This window comes from Lentzea nigeriaca, from assembly GCF_016907955.1.
GTDB lineage: Bacteria > Actinomycetota > Actinomycetes > Mycobacteriales > Pseudonocardiaceae > Lentzea > Lentzea nigeriaca.
Genome location: NZ_JAFBCX010000001.1, coordinates 429263 through 448964, shown reverse-complemented (window position 1 = coordinate 448964; position 19702 = coordinate 429263). Strand labels below are relative to the sequence as shown.

Sequence of the window (19702 nt, the reverse complement as noted above, 5' to 3'; positions counted from 1 at the left end):
GCGCAACTGCAGACCCTGCTCCGCGCGGTCGGATTAACTGATTCCGCAGAGAGATCGATGAAGCTGCTGGCCGAGGCGCTGGGCCCCGGCTGTCGGCGGCCGCTCACCGCAGTTCCACACTGGCCGTCTTTCGTCGCCGACGACCACACGCCTGTGGAATTCTCGGTGGCTTTGGCTCAAAACGAACCGCCCGCCGTCCGCATGATCGTCGAGTCGCTCGCCGAGGAACCCGACCCGCGCACGAACCTCGCCGCGGCGCTCGGCGTGCTCGACCGGCTGACCGCCGAGCACCAGCTCGACCTGCGGCGGTTCGACGCGGTGCGCGACCTGTTCCTGCCGGAGGACCCGCAGGGAGCGTTCGCGTTCTGGTACTCGCTGATCGTCCACCGGGACGCGGCACCCGCGATCAAGGTCTACCTCAACCCCGAGGTACGTGGCCGTGAGAGCGCGACCTCGCTGGTCAGCGAGGCGCTGCGGCGGCTCGGGCTCGGCGCCGCCTATCCGACGGTGGCCGACCACGCGTTGCGGCGCGAGGGGCTCGACCGGTTCTCGTTCTTCGCCCTCGACCTGATGGACTCCGAGCGCGCGCGGGTGAAGACCTACGTGTCGCACGACGCCGCCGAGATACCGGACGTGATGCGCGCGGCCGCCGCGGCGCCCGGCGTCGACCCCGAGCTCCTGGCGGACGTGGTCGCACTGGCCGGTGGCGGCACCGGACCGTTCGACCGGCGGCCGCTGATGTCCAGCTACACGTTCATGTCCGGCGACACCGACCGGCCGAGCGGCTACTCGCTCTACATCCCCGTGCGGGACTACGTGCGGGACGACCTGGAGGCGTGTGAGCGCGTCCTCGCGATCATGGCGAGGTGCGGGCTGGACACCGCGCCGTTCGTCATGGGGCTGGCCGGCATGGTCCGCAGACCGCTCGCCGACGGCGTCGGGCTGATCGCCCACGTCTCGCTGCGGCTGGGCCCGCCCAGACCCGGCGTGACGGTCTACCTGTCGTCCGAGGCGTACGACGTGACGCCCCCGCGCACCAAAGCAATGTCGCTCTGAGAAAGGCAAGTCCGTGGAGCCCTACCGGATCAAGGTCGTCGAACCGATTCCCATCACCACCCGCGACTACCGCGAACGCCGGTACGCCGAGGGCGGCTACAACCAGTTCAACCTCACCGCGGACGACGTCACGATCGACCTGCTGAGCGACTCCGGCACCGGCGCCCTGTCCGCCGAGCAGCAGGCGGCCGGCATGCGCGGCGACGAGACGTACGCGGGCGCGCGGTCGTTCTCCCGGTTCCGCGCGGTGGCCGAGGAGCTGACCGGGTACGAGTACATCTTCCCGGTCCACCAGGGCCGTGCCGCGGAACGGATCCTGTTCAGCGCGCTGCTGAAGCCCGGCCAGATCTCCATCAGCAACACGCACTTCGACACGACGCGCGCCAACGTGGAGCTGGCGGGCGGCGTCGTGCGGGACCTGCCGTGCCCGCGGGCGAAGGACCTCGACAGCGACGAACCGTTCAAGGGCGACATCGACCTCGTCGCACTCGAAGAGGCGCTCACCGGGCCCGACGACGTGGGCCTGGTGCTCATGACGATCACCAACAACGGCGGTGGCGGGCAACCGGTCTCGATGGCGAACATCGAGGCCGCCAGCGCGTTGTGCCGCCGCCACGGGGTGCCGTTCATCCTCGACGCCGCCAGGTTCGCCGAGAACGCCTGGCTCGTGACACAGCGGGAGGAGAAGTACCGCGGCCACAGCCCGCGCGACGTCGCGAAGCTCGCGTTCCGGCTCGCCGACGGCTGCGTGGCCAGCCTGAAGAAGGACGGCATCGTCCACATCGGAGGGTTGCTGGCGCTCAACGACCAGGAGCTGGCCAAGAAGTGCGAGCTCCTGCTGATCGCCACCGAAGGATTCCGCACCTACGGCGGGCTTTCCGGTCGTGACCTCGACATGTGCGCACAGGGCCTGATGGAGGTCACCGACCCGCTGTACCTGCGCGAGCGGGCCGACGCCACCGCCTACCTCGCCGAGTGCGCGCGTCAGGCCGGTGTGGACAGTGTGCAGCCGACGGGTGTGCACGCGGTGTACCTCAACGCGGGCAAGCTGTTGCCGCACATCCCGCCACACCGGTTCACCGGCCACGCACTCGCGTCAGAGCTGTACCTCGCGGGCGGAATCCGGTGTGCCGAACTCGGTTCGCTCTACCTCGGCGAGATCGACGAGTCGGGTGAACTGATCACGCCGGCACCGTTCGAGCTGGTGCGCCTGGCGATCCCGCGACGCGTCTACACGCGCAGCCACCTGGAGTACGTGGCCGAGACGCTCGCGGGGATCGCCAAGAACCCGGAGCAGGTGCCCGGTTACCGGCTCACCGAGGCACCCGCCATGCTGCGACCGTTCCGCTGCCGTTTGGAACAGGTGCGCTAGGCCATTGCGGCGTGGTCGAGCTTGCTCATCGCATGCTCGATCACGCCGGCCAGCACCGCCTTGCAGGACTCGCGGTCCCGCGCGTCGCACAGCACCAACGGCACGTTGTCGGTGACGTCGAGCGCGTGCCGCAGCTCCTGTTCGGTGTAGGAGTGGCTGCCCTCGAAGCAGTTCACCGCCACCAGGAAAGGGATTCCGCGGCGCTCGAAGAAGTCGATCGCCCCGAAACCGCTGTCCAGCCTGCGGGTGTCGACGAGGACGACCGCGCCGATGGCGCCGTACGACAGCTCGTCCCACATGAACCAGAAGCGGTCCTGGCCCGGCGTTCCGAAGAGGTACAGCACGACCTCGGGGTTGATCGTGATGCGGCCGAAGTCGAGCGCGACCGTCGTCGTGTTCTTGCCCTCGACGCCGGCCAGGTCGTCGATCTCCGTACCGGCCTCGGTGAGCAGTTCCTCCGTGCGCAGCGGCGTGATCTCGCTGACCGCGCCGACGAACGTCGTCTTGCCGACGCCGAACCCGCCCGCCACCACGATCTTCACGGAGGAGGGGACGAGCAGTTCTTCTCTCTGCTCAGATCGCACGGACACCATCGAGCACCTTCTGCAGTAGGTTCAGGTCCGGCCCTGTCGCCAGGCGCGACGGATCGCTGGTGATGACGTCACCGCGCTGGATCAGGTCGCTCAGCAGCACCTTCGCCACCACGAGCGGTGCGTGCAGGTACGCGGCGACCTCCGCCACGGACAGCGGCGTGCGGCACAGTCTGATGATCTCCTGGTGCTCCACGGACAGCGAGCTGGGATCGGTCGACGTGCGGATCGACCGCACCTGGGTCGCGAGGTCCAACCGGCCCCACGTGGGCCTGGTCCTGCCGCTCACCAGGGCGTAGGGGCGGACCAGCGGGCCCGCCGCCTCGTCGTACCACCAGTCCGACGACCGGGTGCTCATGAGAGTCCGAGCGCGTTGGGGAGCCGCGGCGAGGCGAGTGTTCGAGGCGCTGTCGACAGGTAGCTGCCCACGCGCTTCACGAGCATGTTCATCTCGTAGGCGATCATGCCCATGTCGGCGTCCTCGTCACCGACGACCGCGAGACAGGCGCCCTGCCCCGCCGCCGTGACGAAGAGGTGGGCGCGCTCCATCTCGACGATGGTCTGGCGGACCTGCCCGCCGCCGAAATGCCGTCCGGTGCCGCGGGCGAGGCTCTGGAAGGCCGACGCCATCGCGGAAAGGTGGTCGGAGTCGTCTTTGGACAGTTCGGGAGAACGGGCGAGCAGCAGGCCGTCCGCGGAGAGCACCACCGCGTGCCGCGCGCCGACCACTCTGGCGACGAGGTCGTCCAGCAACCAGTTGAGCTCGGGGTGCCCGCCGGTCAGGTCGTCGTCCACGTAATAACCCTTTCGGTGTCAGTCGGTGTGGTCACGGTTCGACGGCGCCGTCGGCCTTGCGGGCATACACGCGCCCTGCTGGAAGGCCGACATGCCGTCGCAAGCGCGTACGGTGCTCATCGGTGTCACGCCATCGCGAGCACATACGGAATTCCTCGGCGTCATCACGGCTCCACACCGCCCTCCGCCTCACGAGCATCACGCGTACCCCGCTGGAAGGCCGACATGCCGTCGCGAGTGCGCTCGGCGCGTTCCTCCGAGTGGAACTCGGCGGGATCGGGCACGGACCGGTGGTCGTCGTTCGCGAGCTGGGGCACGAGGTGCTGCTGGCGCCGGCGGCGGGGCAGCTCCGGCCGGGTGTCCTGCCGCACCTCACCTTCCTTTGGGTCGTTTGCCGGCCAGGGGCCCGCCGGGAGGTCGGGTGCGGGCAGCACGCCGCCGATGCTCCCGCTGTCGGGATCGGTGTCCCGGCGGGAGTCCCGGCCGTTTCCCACTCCTCCCCCTGCCCCTGCCCAGAAGTCGTTCAGCTCCGAGCTGGGCCTCGCGTCGAGCACCACGTCCTCGGCGTGCGGGAGGGTGGCCCGGTTGGCCTGCGCGAGCGTCTGCTGCCGGAACGTCGGCTTCGGCATCTGCACGGACTCGGCCGACTCCGCCGCGCCCGCCTCGCCGACGATCAGCTCGGACGGGACGAGCACCAGCGCGATCGTGCCGCCGGACGGGCAGTCGCGCAGCTCGACCCTGATGTGGCGGCGGGCGGCGAGCCGGGCGACGACGAACAGGCCGAGGCGGGACTCGCCACGCAGGCGCATGGCCTCGAAGTCCGGTGGCGCAGCCAGCATCTGGTTGTGCAGCTCGCGGTCCTCCGGCTTGATGCCGAGACCGTGGTCCTCGATCTCGATCACGAGACCCTGCGGCACCTCGCTGCTGTGCACCTCGACCTGTGAACGCGGCGAGGAGAACGACGTCGCGTTGTCGACCAGTTCGGCGATCAGGTGGATGACGTCCGCGACGGCGGCGCCGGCCAAAGCCACCTCGGGCACCGGGTTCACCTTCACCCGTGCGTACTGCTCGGTCTCCGCGACGGCCGCGCGCACCACGTCGAGCATGCGCACCGGCTTGCGCCACTGCCGTCCCGGCTGCTCGCCGGTGAGGATGATCAGGTTCTCGGCGTTGCGCCGCGCGCGGGTGGCGAGGTGGTCGAGCTGGAAGAACGCGTCGAGGTGGTCGGGGTTCTCCTCCTCGCGCTCCAGCTTGTCGAGGATCTTCAGCTGCCGGTGCACGAGACCCTGGTTGCGGCGGGCGATGTCGAGGAAGACCCGGTTGACGCCTTCACGGGTCTGCGATTCCTTCACCGCCGCGGCGACGGCCGTGTACTGCGCGGCGTTGAACGCGTCGGCCACCTGACCGATCTCGTCGTTGCCGTAGTCCAGCGCGGGCACCTCGTGCGCCACGTCGACGTGCTTGCCGTCGCGCAACCGCTCGACGATGTCGGGCAGGCGTTCGTGCGCGAGCTTGAGCGAGTCGCTCTTCAGGGCGTTCAGGCGGACGATCAACGCCTTGTTGACCAGGCGGCTGGAGATGCGGATGGCGACGTAGATGCCGACGATCACCGCGACGAGGGCGACCAGACTGCCGATCAGCACCCTGGTGAACTTGCTCTCACCGTTGGACATCGCGACGTTCACGGCGCCGTTGGACTGCTCCTGCACCAGCACGGTCAGCTCGTTCGACACCGCGCGGCTCGCGGTCTCCCAGTCGGCCAGCCCGACCGACGCCCCGATGGGCCGTTCCGCGTTCTGCAGCAGGCGGTTCTCGAAGGTCACCAGCTGCTGCCACTGGGCGCTGCCGGTGATCGTCTTGTAGTGGTCGCGCACGTTCTGCAGGGCGTAGGGCTCGATCGAGTTGAGCGACGACCGGTACGCGCCGACGAGGTAGACGAACTCGCGGTGCTCCTCCGGCGTGAACTTCCCCGCCGCCAGCGCTCCTGCCGCGACGGAACCGGACCGCGACATCGCGTCGGCGGCCTGGAAGTACTGGACGGCGGCCAGCGCGCCCTGCACCGTCTCGGCGTCGGGCACGATGCGGGCCTGCGTGTTGAACAGCGCGGCACCGGCGTCCAGGACGCTGTTGTAGTAGCGGTAGATCTCGGCCTTCGACGCGGTGCCGGCCTCGAGCGCCGCCCGCTGCTGCGGCAGCTGGTCGAGCAGCCCGTTGAGCTTGCCGATCCCGTCGACGACCTCCTTCGGCGCCTGGGAGGCGAGCTCGGTGAAGGCCGCCTTCATCGTGCTCAGGTCCTTGTCGGTCTCCTGCTGCTGCTTGATCAACGCGGACGTGCCGGAGCCGGGCCGGCTCAGGCTCGTCATGCTGAGTTCGCGTTCCTTCTGCAGCGACGAGAACGACTGGACAGCGGGAATCGACGCTTCTTTCACACCGGAGGCGACCAGCTGAAGGTACAGGCCTTCGAACACCGTATAGGACGAGAACAGCGCCCACATGGCCAGAAGGACGATGCTGGGAACCACCACGACACCGGTGAGCCGAGAACGAATTGTCCTGTAATTCGTCTCAGGCACGGTCTTCAGCTTCACAACGCTCCACGACCACGCGAATTGGCGACGGAAAGATAGCATCGCGCGATCGAGATGATCAACAGCGATGATCTTGGGGGCCCGTAGAGACTACTCAGTCTGATGACCACCGCAACACCCCCGCCCCCGGTTCCGGTCCCAGCCGGTGAACCGGTGTTGTGGTGCGCGAACGCACTCTCGCAGGTAGATCGGTCACGGAAGGTCATTGCGGGCGGCCTGGACCCGACAGGTCTTTCTCGAACCGAACCCGACAAACGCACTGGTTATTGGCGCGCACTTGACAGAACGTGAGGAGTCTTCTAAGCGGAGAGCGGAGTGGGGCCAATCGTCGCTTTCCGTCACCATAAGTTATTCGTAAATTCGCGGTGACAACCTGCGTGAACCCAGTGGTGGGAGTCGTGCCGAGCTCAGGCCTTGGGCGAAAAGAGACGGGCGCTGTGGTCGCCCCGACGACCACAGCGCCCGCACAGGTTGAGCGAGGTCAAGGCGCCTCAGGAGGGCGCACCTGTCCAATCCCTGTTCACGTCGTTTCCCCCTCATTCGCGTGGTGCTGTGGCAGCAGGACTCGAGCCACTGGGTAGAACCCGGTCCTGCTGCCACCCCCCAGAACCCGACCGTGACGCACTGGGCGTCTCCGTCGTGAGACCAGCATCAGGCCACCTGCCGCGGAATGGCAGGGGTCTCCCGTCTCCCACCGGCACAGGCGACGGGAGACGCCTGGGAATCGGCGGGAGGGCCCTCCAGACTCGGATCGTGCAGCCAGACGACAAGCCCTCACCGGCGCTTCGGGTCTGGGCCTTCGGCCAGGAGGCTCAGTAGTCTGCAACGGTCGATTCACTGGTCGCCGGGCTCAGCCCGGCGGTACTGAGGGGTCCGCCGCCGTGCACACGATGCCTGGAGCGGCGGCTGGGGGCGGGACTCATGGCTGAGCAGTCGGATGCCTTTGGTGTGGAACTGCGGCGCCTCCGCACCGCGGCGGGCCTGTCGCTGGCGAGCCTCGCGGCGCGGGTCCACTACAGCAAGGGCTATCTGGGCAAGATCGAGACTGGCATCAAACAACCAGGTGTTGATCTGGCCCGGCGCTGTGACGCGGTACTCGGAGCCGGTGGACGTCTGGCCAGTCTGGTCGACCAGCCCGCTCCCGCGAGCCCGCCGGCAGCCGTCGCGGCCGATGGCGACGGCGAAGTGTGGGTGATGAGCATGGCTCCGGACGGATCGAGCTGGATGGTTCCGATGCCTCGGCGGGAGGCGATCGCGACAGGCGCGGCCTCGTTGCTGGGGCTGACGCTGGGGGCGCCGCGCAGTGCCTCGGCGGCAGCGGCCCACGACGGCACGCTGGCGGCGTTCCGATCGTTGTTCACCCAGGTCAGGCAGCTGGGACAGACGACGAGCCCGAGCGTGGTGCTGCCGATGGTCACGGTGCATACCCACACCCTGCGCGGGATGGCGAACGGCGCGCCCTCGCCGATCCGCGAGGAGCTGCTCGGGCTGGCCGCGCGCTACAGCGAGTACGCGGGGTGGATGGCACAGGAGGCCGGTGACGACAGGGCCGCGATGTGGTGGACCCGCAACGCCGTCGAGATGGGTGCCGCGGCCGGCGACACCGAGCTCGCCACGTACTCGCTGATCAGGCAGGCGTTGATCACGCTCTACCGCGACGACGCCGTCGGCACGATCGACCTCGCCCAGCGGGCGCAGGCGGCACCGGGCACGTCGCCGCGGGTGCAGGGGCTCGCCGCGTTGCGCGAGGCGCAGGGCCACGCGCTGGCGTGCGACTACGACAACTGCCGGCGCGCGCTCGACCGCGCCGCCGCGTTGCTCGACAAGGCCGACACGTCGAACGGCATGGTGATCGGCTCGGCCTCCGTGAGCGGCGCCGACCTGAACAGCCTGGTCGCGGCCTGGTGCCTGCACGACCTCGGCCGCTCGCGCGAAGCGGCCGACGTGCTGGACCGGCAGCTGTCCCTGGTGCCCGACACGGCCCACCGCACCCATGCGCGCTTCGGTGCCCGCCGCGCCCTCGCCTACGCCGCGGCAGGCGACATCGACCACGCGAGCACCCTGACCGCGAAGGTCCTCGACGCCGCCGACCTGGTCGACTCGGCCACCGTCCGGCAGGACCTCAAACGCCTGGCCCGCCTGCTCGGCCGCGAACGCGACCACGCCACTGTCCGCGAGGTCCACCCCCGCCTGAACGCCGCGCTGCGCAGCCCTATTCACTGACAGGCAGCCAGGTCCCGCCCACCGACGCCGCCGACGAGCCCGTCGAGAACTTCGAGCGCGTCACCAGCGTCGACCTCCGCGGCATCTGGGCCTGCCTGAACCACGACCGACCGGACCGACTGCTGATGTACGCACGATGGGGGCGATGAAGTGTCCGATGCCGCGATCTTCCAGCGCAGGTTCGAGGCGCTGGCGGCGAACGTCGAGGACTTCATCCGCGGCAAGCCCGAGGTGGTCAGGCTGGCACTGGTGTGCCTGCTCGCCGAGGGCCACCTGCTGATCGAGGACGTACCGGGCGTGGCGAAGACGTCGCTCGCGAAGGCGATCGCCCGCTCGGTCGCGGGCGCGGAGGTGAAGCGCATCCAGTTCACCCCCGACCTGCTGCCGTCCGACGTGACCGGCGTGCAGGTCTACGACCAGGGCCGGTCGCGCTTCGAGTTCCGCCAGGGCCCCGTCTTCACCCACATCCTGCTCGGCGACGAGATCAACCGAGCATCACCGAAAACCCAGTCCGCGCTGCTCGAGGTCATGGCGGAGGGCCAGGTGACCGTCGACGGCCGCCCGATCCCGGTGCCCTACCCGTTCCTGTGCATCGCCACCCAGAACCCGGTGGAGCACCAGGGCACCTACGCGCTGCCGGAGGCGCAGCTCGACAGGTTCATGATGCGCGTCAGCATCGGCTACCCGGAGGACCTCGCCGACGAGGTGAGCGTCCTGTCCTACGGCGTCACGCGCCGCCGCCCGGACGAGCTGAAGTCCGTGATGGAGCTCGACGACCTCCGCCTGATGATCCGCGCGGTCCGCGACCAGCGCGTGGCCGACAACCTCCGCGAGTACGTGGCCCGCCTGGTCCGCGCGACCAGGGTCCACCCCGACGTCGAACTGGGCGTGAGCCCGCGAGGCGGCATCGCCCTGGTGACCGCGTCCCAGGCCTACGCCCTCGCCGCGGGCCGCCCCTACGTGACCGCCGACGACGTCAAGGCCGTGGCCGTCCCGGTCCTCAACCACCGCCTGCTGCTCACTCCGGAAGCCCGGATCCAGCGCCACACCACCGAATCCGTCCTCACCGACGTCCTGGCCGCCGCGCCGGTACCGGCAGGCCGGTGAGCGCTGTGCTGACCAGATCCGGAGCGGCGATGGCCTGCGCCGCCGTGGCCCTCGTGGCCCTGGGCGGGTGGGCGGACTATCCCGAACTGGTGACGCTCGGACTCGCCGCGGCGGGCGCCCTGCTGGTGGCCGTGGCCTGGCTGGTGGCGACGCCCCGGCTGACGGTGGTGCGGGAGGTCCGGCCGAGGCGCGTGTTCGCCGGTGGCGCCGCCCAGGCCACGCTGACCGTGACGAACGTGGGCAGGCGCGGCAGCCCTCCGCTGAGGATCGCCGAGACGGTCGGCGGGCACCGCACCACCGTCGCGGTGCCCGCGCTGGCCGCGGGCCACAGCTGCACGGTCGGCTACCCGCTCCCGGTCGCCCGCCGCGGGCGCTACGTGATCCCACCGGTGCGGCTCGGGCACTCCGACCCGCTGCGTCTGCTGCACCGCGGCCGCCCGTGCGGCGGTGAGCTGGTCGTGCACGTCTACCCCCGCGTGCACCTGCTGGCCACGATCGCGACCGGCGGCCCCCAGGACGCGGAAGGCCAGACGGTCAGCAGCGCTCCCCTGGGCGGCGTGGCGTTCCACAGCCTGCGGGAGTACGTGCCCGGCGACGACTGGCGACGCATCCACTGGGGCGCAACGGCTCGGACCGGCACGGTCATGACCCGCCACGTGGTGGTGCCCGACGAGCCGCGCCAGCTGGTCGTGCTGGACACCAGCTCCGCGCCCTACCCCGGCTCGCTGTTCGAGGACGCGGTCCGCGTCGCCGCGTCGTTCTGCGTCGCCGCCGAACGATCCGGGCTGCCGCTGCGCCTGCGCACGACCCGTGGTGTGGAAAGGGAATCAAGCGAGACCGCACTGGAACTTCTGTCCATAGTGGACTGCGCTGCCACCGACCCTGGCCTCGCCGGTCTTTCCGACCTCGTGCGGGACGTGGTCTCCGACACGGAGGGCGTCGCGCTGACCGTCGTCACCGGCCGCGTGGGCACCGACGCGGCACAACTGCTGATGCGGCTGCGCCACAGGTTCCTCTCGGTCAACCTCGCCCAGCTCGTCGCCCCTGACTCCGCCCTGCCGGCGCGGCCGCGCGGCGTGCTCGCGGTCGCCGCCCCCACCAGCGAGCAGTTCGCCGCCAGCTGGAACCGGCTGGTGCTGCGATGACCTGGCGGAGGTTCACCCCGGACGCCCGGCTCGCCGAGGTGGTGCCGGCGATGGTGGCGTCCGCGGCCGGAGCCCTGGTGTACCACCGTTTCTTCGCCACGCACGACTACCTCGTCGTGCTCGCGGCGGCGTGCCTCGCCGGCGGCGTGGCGGCCGCGCTGGGCCACCGGCGTGCCTGGGTCACCCCGATCCTGGCGGGCGCGGGGCTGACCCTGGTCATGGTCTACGGCGTGTTCCGCGGCGACGCCTCCGCCGTCCTCAGTGGACTGCGCGGCAGCTGGAACCGCCTGCTCACCGTGACCGCGCCCGCCGACACGTGGGGCGAACTGCTCGCGGCACCGGCCCTGGTGGTGTGGGCCGCGACGTTCTCGTCGGTTCTGCTCGTCCTGCGCACGCGGAACGCTCTGGCACCGCTCGCACCGTCGCTGGCCGGTTTCCTGTTCGCCCTCTTCGCCGTGGGCAACCAGGCAGGCGGACACCTGCTCGCCACCGTCGCGTTCCTGGCCGCGGCACTGGTCGTGATCGCGATCCGCACCCACCGCCACACGGGCGACGGCACGGTCCGCGTCGAACGCCAGTCGTCCAGACCGGTCGTCGCCCTCGTCGTCGTGGGCTCGACGGTCGCCGCCAGCGCGCTGTTCGGCGTGGCAGGCGGCCAGGTGTCACCCCTGGCATCCGGCCGACACCGCTTCGACCCACGTGACCTGCTCGCCCCACCGGTCGCGAGCACCGACGCCCTCACCCCGCTGTCCCTGCTGAAGAAACAGCTCAACGAGTCCCCGCCCCGCCCGTTGTTCACCGTGCGGATGGGCCCCGACGGCGCCATGCCCGTCGACCGGGTGCGCACCGCCGCGCTGGACACGTTCGACGGCACCACGTGGACCGCTACCGACACCTACCGCGTGGCGGGAAGCCATCTCACCGTCGACCCCGCACTCCAGCACCGCAAGCCGGTGACGGCGCGCATCGAACTGCAGGGACTCGCCGGCCCGTACCTGCCGGTCATCGGCTGGCCGTCCCGGTTGGACGGGCCCGGCGAGACCCGTGGGCGGTTCGGGTTCGACCCAGGCTCGGGCGTGGTGGTGAGCACCGGCCCCACCTCGGCGGGATTCAGCTACGACGTCACCGGCGAGGTCTACGTGTGGGACGGTGACCTGGCACAGGCCACCACGACGACGACCCACTCGCCACCGCTTCCCGCCGGTGTTCCGGAAGCGGTGCGCACGCTGGCCGCGTCGGTGGCGGAACAGAACGGCACCCTTCCCCGCGACCGTCTCCGCTCCCTCGAAGCCGCTCTGCTGACCCTGGACCACCGGCCGAACCGGCCACCGGGGCATTCCTACGCCGCCATCGCCCGCGCGCTGGCGGAAGGGGACGCGGGCGGCGGGTACGCCGAGCAGTACGCCGCGGCGTTCACGGTGATCGCCAGGATGTGGGGGTATCCGGCGAGGGTCGCGGTCGGCTATCGCCTGCGCCCCGCCGAGAACGGTGTCTTCCAGGTCACCACCGCCGACGCCCACGCGTGGCCCGAGGTGCACTTCGCGGGGTACGGCTGGGTCGCGTACGACCCCACCCGCACCAATGACGGGATCACGCGGAACCCACCGCCGGAGGCACCCCGCGTGGTCCCGCCGCAGCCCTCCCCGGCGACCACCGCGCCGGTGCCCGCGCCGCGGGCGGACTCACCGCCCGCCGATGCGCCGGACGAGCGGGGGTTCCACTGGGACAACGTCCTGAACGGCACGTTGGTGCTGGTTCCGTCGGTGGTTCTGCTCGTGCTGCTCACGGCGGGGTTCGTGGTGTTCGGCAAGGCTCATCGCCGCAGGCGGCGGCGCCGCGATCCCGATCACGCGGCGCGGGTGCTCGGCGCGTGGCAGGAACAGCTCGACCGGCTGGTCGAACGCGGTGTCTCACCACCGGTCTCACTCACGTTCCACGAGGTGGCGCAGCACGTGCGCGGCAGCCTCGGCGGCGCGGCGAACCCGATCGCCGCGACCGCGGAACTGGCGACGAAGGCGATCTACGCGCCGGAGCACCTCGACCGTCACGACGCCGACGAGGCCTGGGAACTGGTGGCACGGCTGAACGCCGAGCTCTATCCCGGTCGCCTGTCCGCGGCACGCCTTCGCGCCGCGCTGGACCCGCGTCCACTGTGGACCTCGTGGAGCGTCGCGCGGCGCAGGCGGCACGCGGGAGAAAGCCTCGAGACAGGGCGATACCGATGAAACCGGCACACGTCAGGGTCGCGCTCGGCGCCGTCGCCGTGATCGCCGCCGCTGTTCTGGTGGCGGGGCCGGGTTATGAGCCCCCACAGGTGCGAATGCTCTCCGGCGCGGTCTGGCTCGCGTCCGGCCCTGTCGGGGAGGCGACGCTGGTGGACGGTGCTTCCGCCGAGGTGAAGGCCCACGTGCCGGTCGCCGCCGCGGGCACCGCGCTGAGCGTGACTCATCAGGACGGCGCCGCCGTCGTCCTGAGCGGGAAGACCGGTGCGCTGAGCCGCATCGACAGCGCGACCGAACAGGTCTCCGGCCCGGCGTCCGTGCTCCCGGAGAGCGACGGCCTGGTCCTGCTGCCCTCGCCGGACGGGCTGCGCGCTGTCGACGTCCACAGTGGAGCGGTCGCCGCCGTCGATCCCGCCACGCTCGCGCGGAAGGGCGAACCCGAGCACCTGGCCGGCGCGGTCAGGCCGGGCAGCGTCGTCGCCGACGGACGGGGCCGGGTGTGGGCGATCGACGAGACGACAGGCGACCTGGTCTGGGTGGACCGGGGTCGACGACGATCCCGTGCCACGGCGACCAGGAGCGGTCTCCTCTCGATCACGCAGGGCCTGCCCGCGCTGGTGGATCCCGAGCACGGCACGGCGGAGCTGCTCGACCCCGAGACCGGCGCTGTCCTGCGTTCCCTGCGGCCGGATCTCCGTGCAGGCGACGCGGTCGTCGTCAGCGGCTCCGCCGACCGGTCCCGGTTGCTGATCGCGGTGCGCACCCGCGGCGAGCTGATCTCGTGCACGTTCGGCACCGGGACCTGCGCCACACCCGTGAAGGTGGGTTCCGCGGGTGCCGATCTCGGTGCACCGGTCGAGGTCGACGATCACGCGGTGGTGCCCGACCACTCCACCGGGCAGGCGACGATCATCGATCTCGCGACGTCGCGCGTGGTGGCCCAGCGCGCGCTGTTCGAGCGGCCGACCGCGTTCGAGCTGATCGCCCGCGACGGCATCGTCTTCTTCAACGACCCCAACGGCAACAAGGCCGGCGTTCTGGACCTGTGGGGCGCAGTCCGGACGATCACCAAGTACACCGAGAACCCTGCCACGGACCAGCCCACACCGACACCCGACCGGTCCGTGCGGGCGGACGAGGTGAGGAAGACCGGCCAGGAGAAGCAGAGGATCGGGCTGGGGCGACCCCACCAGAACAGCCGGCCGGACCTGACGGTCTCGAGCCCGGCCGCGTCCATCGTGGTCGAGCCCGGCGACAGCGGTGTGGCCGGCGACGAGTTCGAGCTGACCTTCGTGGTCGAGCACGCCGCCGACGCCATGATCCGATGGTCGTTCGGCGACGGAACCGACGCCTCCGGCTCCTCTGTCCGGCACGCCTGGCTCGAGCCGGGTGTCTTCACCGTCCGCGCGACCGCCACCTTCGGCACGGGAAGGCGAGCAGAGGCGGAAACCACGGTGACCGTGGTGCCGCGGGGAGCGCCGCCGCGGATCACCGCACTCGCCGTCAGCCGGCCGAAGCCGGTGATCGGCGAGCAGGTGCACTTCAGCGCCGACACCACTCGTGAGCCGGACAGGTGGGAGTGGACGGTCACGCGGTCAGGTCAGCCGGCACCCGAGGTGACCGCGCGGACAGCCGGGTTCGACCACAGGTTCGCCACACCCGGCCGGTACACCGTCGCGCTCACCGTCACCAAGGGATCCCAGGCCACGCAGTCGTCCCGCCAGTTCACCGTGGCGCGAGGCGCCGTCAAGGCCCTGAGCCGGGAGGACTGGCCGATGAACGTTCCGCAGGCGGCCGAGAGCGGCGTGATCGCGATCGACGCTGGGGAAAGTCACGCGGTGGCGTTGAAAGCCGGCGGTCGCGTGATCGCATGGGGAGCGAACGACGATCGACAGCTGGACGTGCCTCAAGAGGCGACCACCGGCGTGATCGCGATCTCTGCCGCCGGCCAGCACAGCCTGGCGTTGAAAGCGGACGGCTCCGTCATCGCCTGGGGCGGCCACAGCGGGGAATCGGCCGTACCGGAAGAGGCCCGGCACGGTGTGGTCGCGGTCGCCGCCGGGTACTGGCACAGCCTGGCGTTGAAGTCGGACGGCTCCGTCGTCGCCTGGGGCTCCGGTCTGGAGGCGACAACCCCTGCGGAGGCGTCCAGTGGCGTGGTGGCGATCGCCGCCGGGGACGGAACCAGTCTGGTGCGGAAAGCCGACGGCTCCCTCTTCGTCTGGGGCGAAGGCCCGTTTCAGGGAACAAGTCCGCCCACCATCTCCGGTGGCGTGCGCGCACTCGCCCTGGGCGGCAGCGTCGGCCTGGCGTTGAAGGAAGACGGCTCGGTCATCAGCTGGGGCAGCCGGAAGGAGAAGACCTCCTGGGTGCCGGAGGAAGCGCGCAGCGGTGTCGTCGCGATGGACCTCAGCCGCCAGCACGCCTTGGCGGTGAAGGCGGACGGCACCGCGTTCGGATGGGGTCTCGTCAGCTACGACACGGACCCGCTACCGCCAGGAAGCAGCGGCGTGCTGGCCGTCGCGGCGGGCAACGACTTCAGCCTGATCCTCGTGGAAGGGACGGACTGACCGATGACACGGCTGACCCGGCGCACCCGGTTCCTGACCGCCCTCGCCGCCGTCGCCGCGACCACCGCGGCCGTTCTCGTGGTGGGACCGGGCTATCACACCTCGCACGTGCGCATGCGTTCCGGCACGGTCTGGCTGGCGTCCGGCCAGACCGGCGAGGCAACCCTGGTGGACGGCGCTGCCGCCGAGGTGACGGCCCACGTGCCGGTCGCCGAGGCCGGCACGGAGCTGACCGTCGCCCAGCTGGGCAGCGGAGCCGTTGTGCTCGACCGGAAGACCGGCAGGGTGAGCGGTGTCGACAGCGCCACCGAACGGGCCACCCCGCCGGTGCCGGTGCTCCCGGCGAGCGACGGGCTGGTGGTGCTGCCCAGTCCGGACGCACTGCACGTGGTCGATGTCCACAGTGGAATGACGGCCGTGGTCGACCCGGCGGCGCTCGCGCCGCGAGGCGAACCGCGACGGCTGGCGGAGGCGATCAGGCCGGGCAGCGCCGGGGTCGACGAGCAGGGCCGGGTGTGGGCGATCGACGACACGACCGGCGACCTGGTCTGGCTGGACCGGGGACATCGGCGAACCCGTTCCGCCGCAACGAGGAGCGGTCACCTGACGATGAGCAAGGGCCGGCCGGTGCTGGTGGATTCCGAACACGGCACGGCCGAGTTGCTCGACCCCGAGACCGGTGCGGTCGCGCGGTCGGTGCGGCTCGACGCACACACCGACGACACGACGGTGATCACGGGGTCCGCCGACCGGGCCGGGGTGCTCATCGCGACCGGCAGCCGGGGCGAGCTGATCTCGTGCGCGTTCGACACCGGCTGCACCGAGCCCGTGCAGGTCAGTTCCGCGGGTGCGGAGCTCGGCAGCCCGGTCGAGGTCGGCAGGGACGCCGTGGTGCCCGACCACTCCACCGGGCAGGCCACGATCGTCGATCTCGCCACCTCCAGGATGGTCGCGCAGCGCCAGCTGTTCGACCGGCCGGTCCGGTTCGAGCTGATCGCCAGGGACGGCATCGTCTTCTTCAACGACCCGAACGGCAGCACGGCCGGGGTGCTGGACCTGGCAGGCGACGTCAAGACGATCACCAAGTACACGGAAGGCCCCACGGCGGACGAGGCCACGCCCGCGCCGGATCCGCTGGCACAGGCGACGAAGATCGACCACAGGATGCAGCAACCCGGACAGGGACTCCCCGGCCGGAGCAGCTCGACGCCGCAGCCGAACCCGCCACCGCGGGCGCAGGAGGCCACGGCGTCCATCGTGGTCCGGCCGGGCAACCGCGGTGTGGTCGGAGACGAGTTCGAACTGACCGTCCTGCTCCGGCCCGCCGGCACCGCCACCACCCACTGGTCGTTCGGCGACGGAACGGAGGCGGTCGGCGCCACCGTCCGTCACCGCTGGCAGCAACCGGGCAGCTTCACCGTCCGCGCCACCGCGACCCTCGGCAACGGGAGCAGCGTGGAGCCGGAAACGGTGGTGACCGTCGTCCCGGCGGAGGCGCCTCCTGGCATCACCCGGATCGACGTCCGACGGCCACGGCCGGTGATCGGCGAGTCGGTGCACCTCAGCGCGGACACCACCGGTCGCCTCGACAGCCGGCGTTGGACCGTGAGCAAGCCCGGCACGACCACTCCCCTGATCACCGCGGACACCGCGGAGTTCGACCACAGGTTCGCCGAACCCGGCGTCTACACCGTCTCCCTCACCGTCACGAGCGGCACGCGCACCGCGCAGTCGTCCCGTCAGCTCAGGGTCTCCCGGGGCGCGGTCAAGGCGTGGGGTCTCGACAACATGGGCCAGACGGAGGTTCCGCCCACCGCCTCGAGCGGTGTGGTCGCTATCGATGCCGGGACCGAGCACGGCCTGGCGTTGAAGGCGGCCGGTTCCGTCATCGCGTGGGGCGACAACTCCGCCGGTCAGACTGACGTTCCAGAGGACGCACTGAGCGGCGTCACCGCGATCGCCGCCGGCGACCGCCACAACATGGCACTGAAGGCGAACGGCTCCGTCATCGCCTGGGGCGACAACAGCTTCGGCCAGACGGACGTTCCACCGCAGGCCTTGCACGACGTGATCGCGATCGCGGCCGGCGGCGTCCACAACGTGGCATTGAAGGCGGATGGCTCCGTCATCGCGTGGGGCGACAACTTCGCCGGTCAGCTGGACGTTCCGCAGGCCCTGAGCGGCGTCACCGCGATCGCCGCCGGCGGCAGCCACAGCCTGGCGTTGAAGGAGGACGGATCCGTCATCGCCTGGGGCGCCAACTGGGCCGGTCAGTCGAGCGTTCCGGCGGAGGCCCTCAGCGGCGTCACCGCGGTCGCCGCCGGCACGGGCCACAGCCTGGCCCTGAAGCCGGGTGGCAAGGTGATCTCCTGGGGCCGACCCGGATGGCCTGCCGCAGTGAGCACGGCGGACGACGAGTACGAGGTGCCGCCCGCAGCCCAGGCCGGTGTCGCTTCGTTCGCCACCAACTTCACGCACAACCTGGCGTTGAAGACGGACGGCTCCGTGGTCGGCTGGGGCAGCAACGCACACGGCGAGGCATCGGTACCGCCCCCGTACAACCACGGCGTGCTGGCCGTCGCCGCCGGCTGGTACTACAGCCTGGTTCTGCTGGAAGACATCGAATGACGGCTACGAGTAGCGGGCTCTGGTGGCTTGGCGCAGCTCGCGCCAGGCCGCCGCGACCCGATCGGGATCACCGCCGAACGCCCCGGCCCGCAGCAGGGCCGAGTCCGCGTTGAGGCGCGCCAGGTTGCGTTCGTAGATCACGTCGTCGACCCGGTCGAGCCGAACCGCGAACTCGCCGAGCGAGGAGAACGCGCCGTCGTGCAGCTCCAGCAGGCTGCGCAGGAACTCAAAGTCCGCGAACGCCCACTCGAACGCGCTGCCGTCGACGACATTGAAGAACACCCTGCTCAACACTTGCCTCAGTTGCACACTCAACGCCTGGTGCGGAGGCACGCCACCCCACGCGGGCAGCGCCGCGGCGTGCCGTGGGTCGACGACGTTGCGCAGAGCCAGAAGACGCAGCACCGGAGTGGACCGGCCGTCGGCCTCGATGATCGAGGTCTGGCACAGCAGGCGGTGGACGAGGTCCTCCCGGTCCGCCTCCACCGCCGCCACGCCGATCACGTAGACCAGCAGCAACGCCGGATAGGCCGAGGCGTTCACCCACACTTCCCGCGCGCCGCGGTCGTGTGGCGACGGGCGCAGGAACCGCTCGACCAGCGTGACCCACAGGTCGTCGTGCCGGCGATCACCGGACCGGACACCGATGGCGACGAGCCGCAGCAACGGCGCCATGTCGTGCTCGTAGCCGGTGAGCCGCTTCTCCAGCTCGGCGGGGAGATCGTTCTCGTCCAGGTGACCGGAGACGGGGTAGCGCGTCTCCGCCAGCAGGTCGAGTGCCGCGGCGGACGCGGCGCGGACGCGGTCGCTCACCGTCTGGCCCACGGGTTCGGCCAGCGCCTGGCGGAACTCCGTGACGGTGCTGCGCAGCTCGCCCTCGGCCGGGCGGTCGGGACGCGGCACCGGCGGCGCCTTCGCGGTGACGAGTTCCGGCACCAGCTCGACCAGCTCGTCCACCAGCCGGGGCAGGTCGAGGTCGTCGCTGCGGTGGTGGATGCGCAGGTACTGGCACCGCGCCAGCCGCTTCAGCGGGTCCGGCAGGTCGGCCTCGCTGAGCGGGTCGATGCCGTCCATCAGCACGGGGATGACGCGCAGCCCGCACTGGAAGGCCTCGGTGATCTCGCGCCGGACCCAGTCGTCGGCCTTGTCGAGTCGTCGGACGCCCTCGCGGTCGACGGCGGCTGACCAGCGTGGCCCGATGATCGCGAGCAGCACCTCGCACCGGCGCAGGCCGCTCAGGATCTCGCGGGAGAAGTCCTCGCCGAGGCGGATCGACTGGCTCGCGTAGAACACCTGGTCAGCACCGAAGCGCGCACCCAACTCCCGCTTGACCAGGGCAGCAGCCCATTCACCGTCTCCGGTGCGGTAGTTGACGAACACGCCAGGCATCGCCCAAACCCTCTCAT

The 19702-nt window shown here is 70.7% G+C and carries 13 protein-coding genes; 8 read left to right on the top strand and 5 right to left on the bottom strand.

Annotated features, from left to right (window positions below; all coding sequences use genetic code 11):
- Window positions 1-57: 57 nt before the first annotated feature.
- Both JOD27_RS01485 and JOD27_RS01480 read left to right on the top strand, forming a co-directional pair.
- Window positions 58-1056 (top strand): tryptophan dimethylallyltransferase family protein, encoded by a 999-nt coding sequence (locus tag JOD27_RS01485; RefSeq protein ID WP_204760289.1) that lies wholly within the window; start codon window positions 58-60, stop codon window positions 1054-1056.
- Between the two features lie 13 nt (window positions 1057-1069).
- Window positions 1070-2428, top strand: coding sequence for a tryptophanase (locus JOD27_RS01480; protein WP_204760288.1), 1359 nt, complete (start codon window positions 1070-1072; stop codon window positions 2426-2428).
- Here the strand turns inward: JOD27_RS01480 and JOD27_RS01475 are convergent.
- From JOD27_RS01475 to JOD27_RS01460, 4 genes are all read right to left on the bottom strand, one after another.
- Window positions 2425-3021: a GTP-binding protein gene (locus tag JOD27_RS01475; RefSeq protein ID WP_204760287.1), complete on the bottom strand. Its 597-nt coding sequence runs from the start codon at window positions 3019-3021 to the stop codon at window positions 2425-2427. The two genes, JOD27_RS01480 and JOD27_RS01475, sit on opposite strands and share 4 nt — an antisense overlap.
- Entirely contained in the window at window positions 3002-3376 is a 375-nt protein-coding gene (locus JOD27_RS01470; RefSeq protein ID WP_204760286.1) for a DUF742 domain-containing protein, read from the bottom strand. Before JOD27_RS01470 ends, JOD27_RS01475 begins: the two co-directional genes overlap by 20 nt.
- Entirely contained in the window at window positions 3373-3813 is a 441-nt protein-coding gene (locus JOD27_RS01465; protein ID WP_204760285.1) for a roadblock/LC7 domain-containing protein, read from the bottom strand. Before JOD27_RS01465 ends, JOD27_RS01470 begins: the two co-directional genes overlap by 4 nt.
- A 164-nt stretch (window positions 3814-3977) precedes the next feature.
- Entirely contained in the window at window positions 3978-6335 is a 2358-nt protein-coding gene (locus JOD27_RS01460) for a sensor histidine kinase (protein ID WP_307829811.1), read from the bottom strand.
- A 987-nt stretch (window positions 6336-7322) separates the two neighbouring features.
- Between JOD27_RS01460 and JOD27_RS01455 the strand changes: the two genes are divergently transcribed.
- The 6 genes from JOD27_RS01455 to JOD27_RS01430 all read left to right on the top strand — a co-directional run bounded on the left by JOD27_RS01455 (window position 7323) and on the right by JOD27_RS01430 (window position 18296).
- Window positions 7323-8624, top strand: a complete 1302-nt coding sequence (locus JOD27_RS01455) for a helix-turn-helix domain-containing protein (RefSeq protein WP_204760283.1) — start codon at window positions 7323-7325, stop codon at window positions 8622-8624.
- Window positions 8625-8774: 150 nt separating this feature from the next.
- A complete protein-coding gene (locus tag JOD27_RS01450) occupies window positions 8775-9731 on the top strand; it encodes an AAA family ATPase (RefSeq protein WP_307829810.1) in 957 nt (318 codons plus the stop codon).
- Window positions 9728-10876, top strand: coding sequence for a DUF58 domain-containing protein (locus JOD27_RS01445; RefSeq protein ID WP_204760282.1), 1149 nt, complete (start codon window positions 9728-9730; stop codon window positions 10874-10876). The genes JOD27_RS01450 and JOD27_RS01445 overlap by 4 nt, the downstream gene beginning before the upstream one ends.
- Window positions 10873-13101 (top strand): transglutaminase TgpA family protein, encoded by a 2229-nt coding sequence (locus JOD27_RS01440; protein WP_204760281.1) that lies wholly within the window; start codon window positions 10873-10875, stop codon window positions 13099-13101. The genes JOD27_RS01445 and JOD27_RS01440 overlap by 4 nt, the downstream gene beginning before the upstream one ends.
- On the top strand, window positions 13098-15668 hold the full coding sequence (locus tag JOD27_RS01435; protein ID WP_204760280.1) for a PKD domain-containing protein: 2571 nt from the start codon (window positions 13098-13100) through the stop codon (window positions 15666-15668). The genes JOD27_RS01440 and JOD27_RS01435 overlap by 4 nt, the downstream gene beginning before the upstream one ends.
- Window positions 15669-15671: 3 nt before the next feature.
- A complete protein-coding gene (locus JOD27_RS01430; RefSeq protein WP_204760279.1) occupies window positions 15672-18296 on the top strand; it encodes a PKD domain-containing protein in 2625 nt (874 codons plus the stop codon).
- A gap of 3 nt (window positions 18297-18299) precedes the next feature.
- Here the strand turns inward: JOD27_RS01430 and JOD27_RS01425 are convergent, their stop codons facing one another.
- The gene (locus tag JOD27_RS01425; protein WP_204760278.1) at window positions 18300-19685 is read right to left on the bottom strand and encodes a toll/interleukin-1 receptor domain-containing protein; all 1386 of its coding nucleotides are present in this window, start codon (window positions 19683-19685) and stop codon (window positions 18300-18302) included.
- Between the last annotated feature and the right edge of the window lie 17 nt (window positions 19686-19702).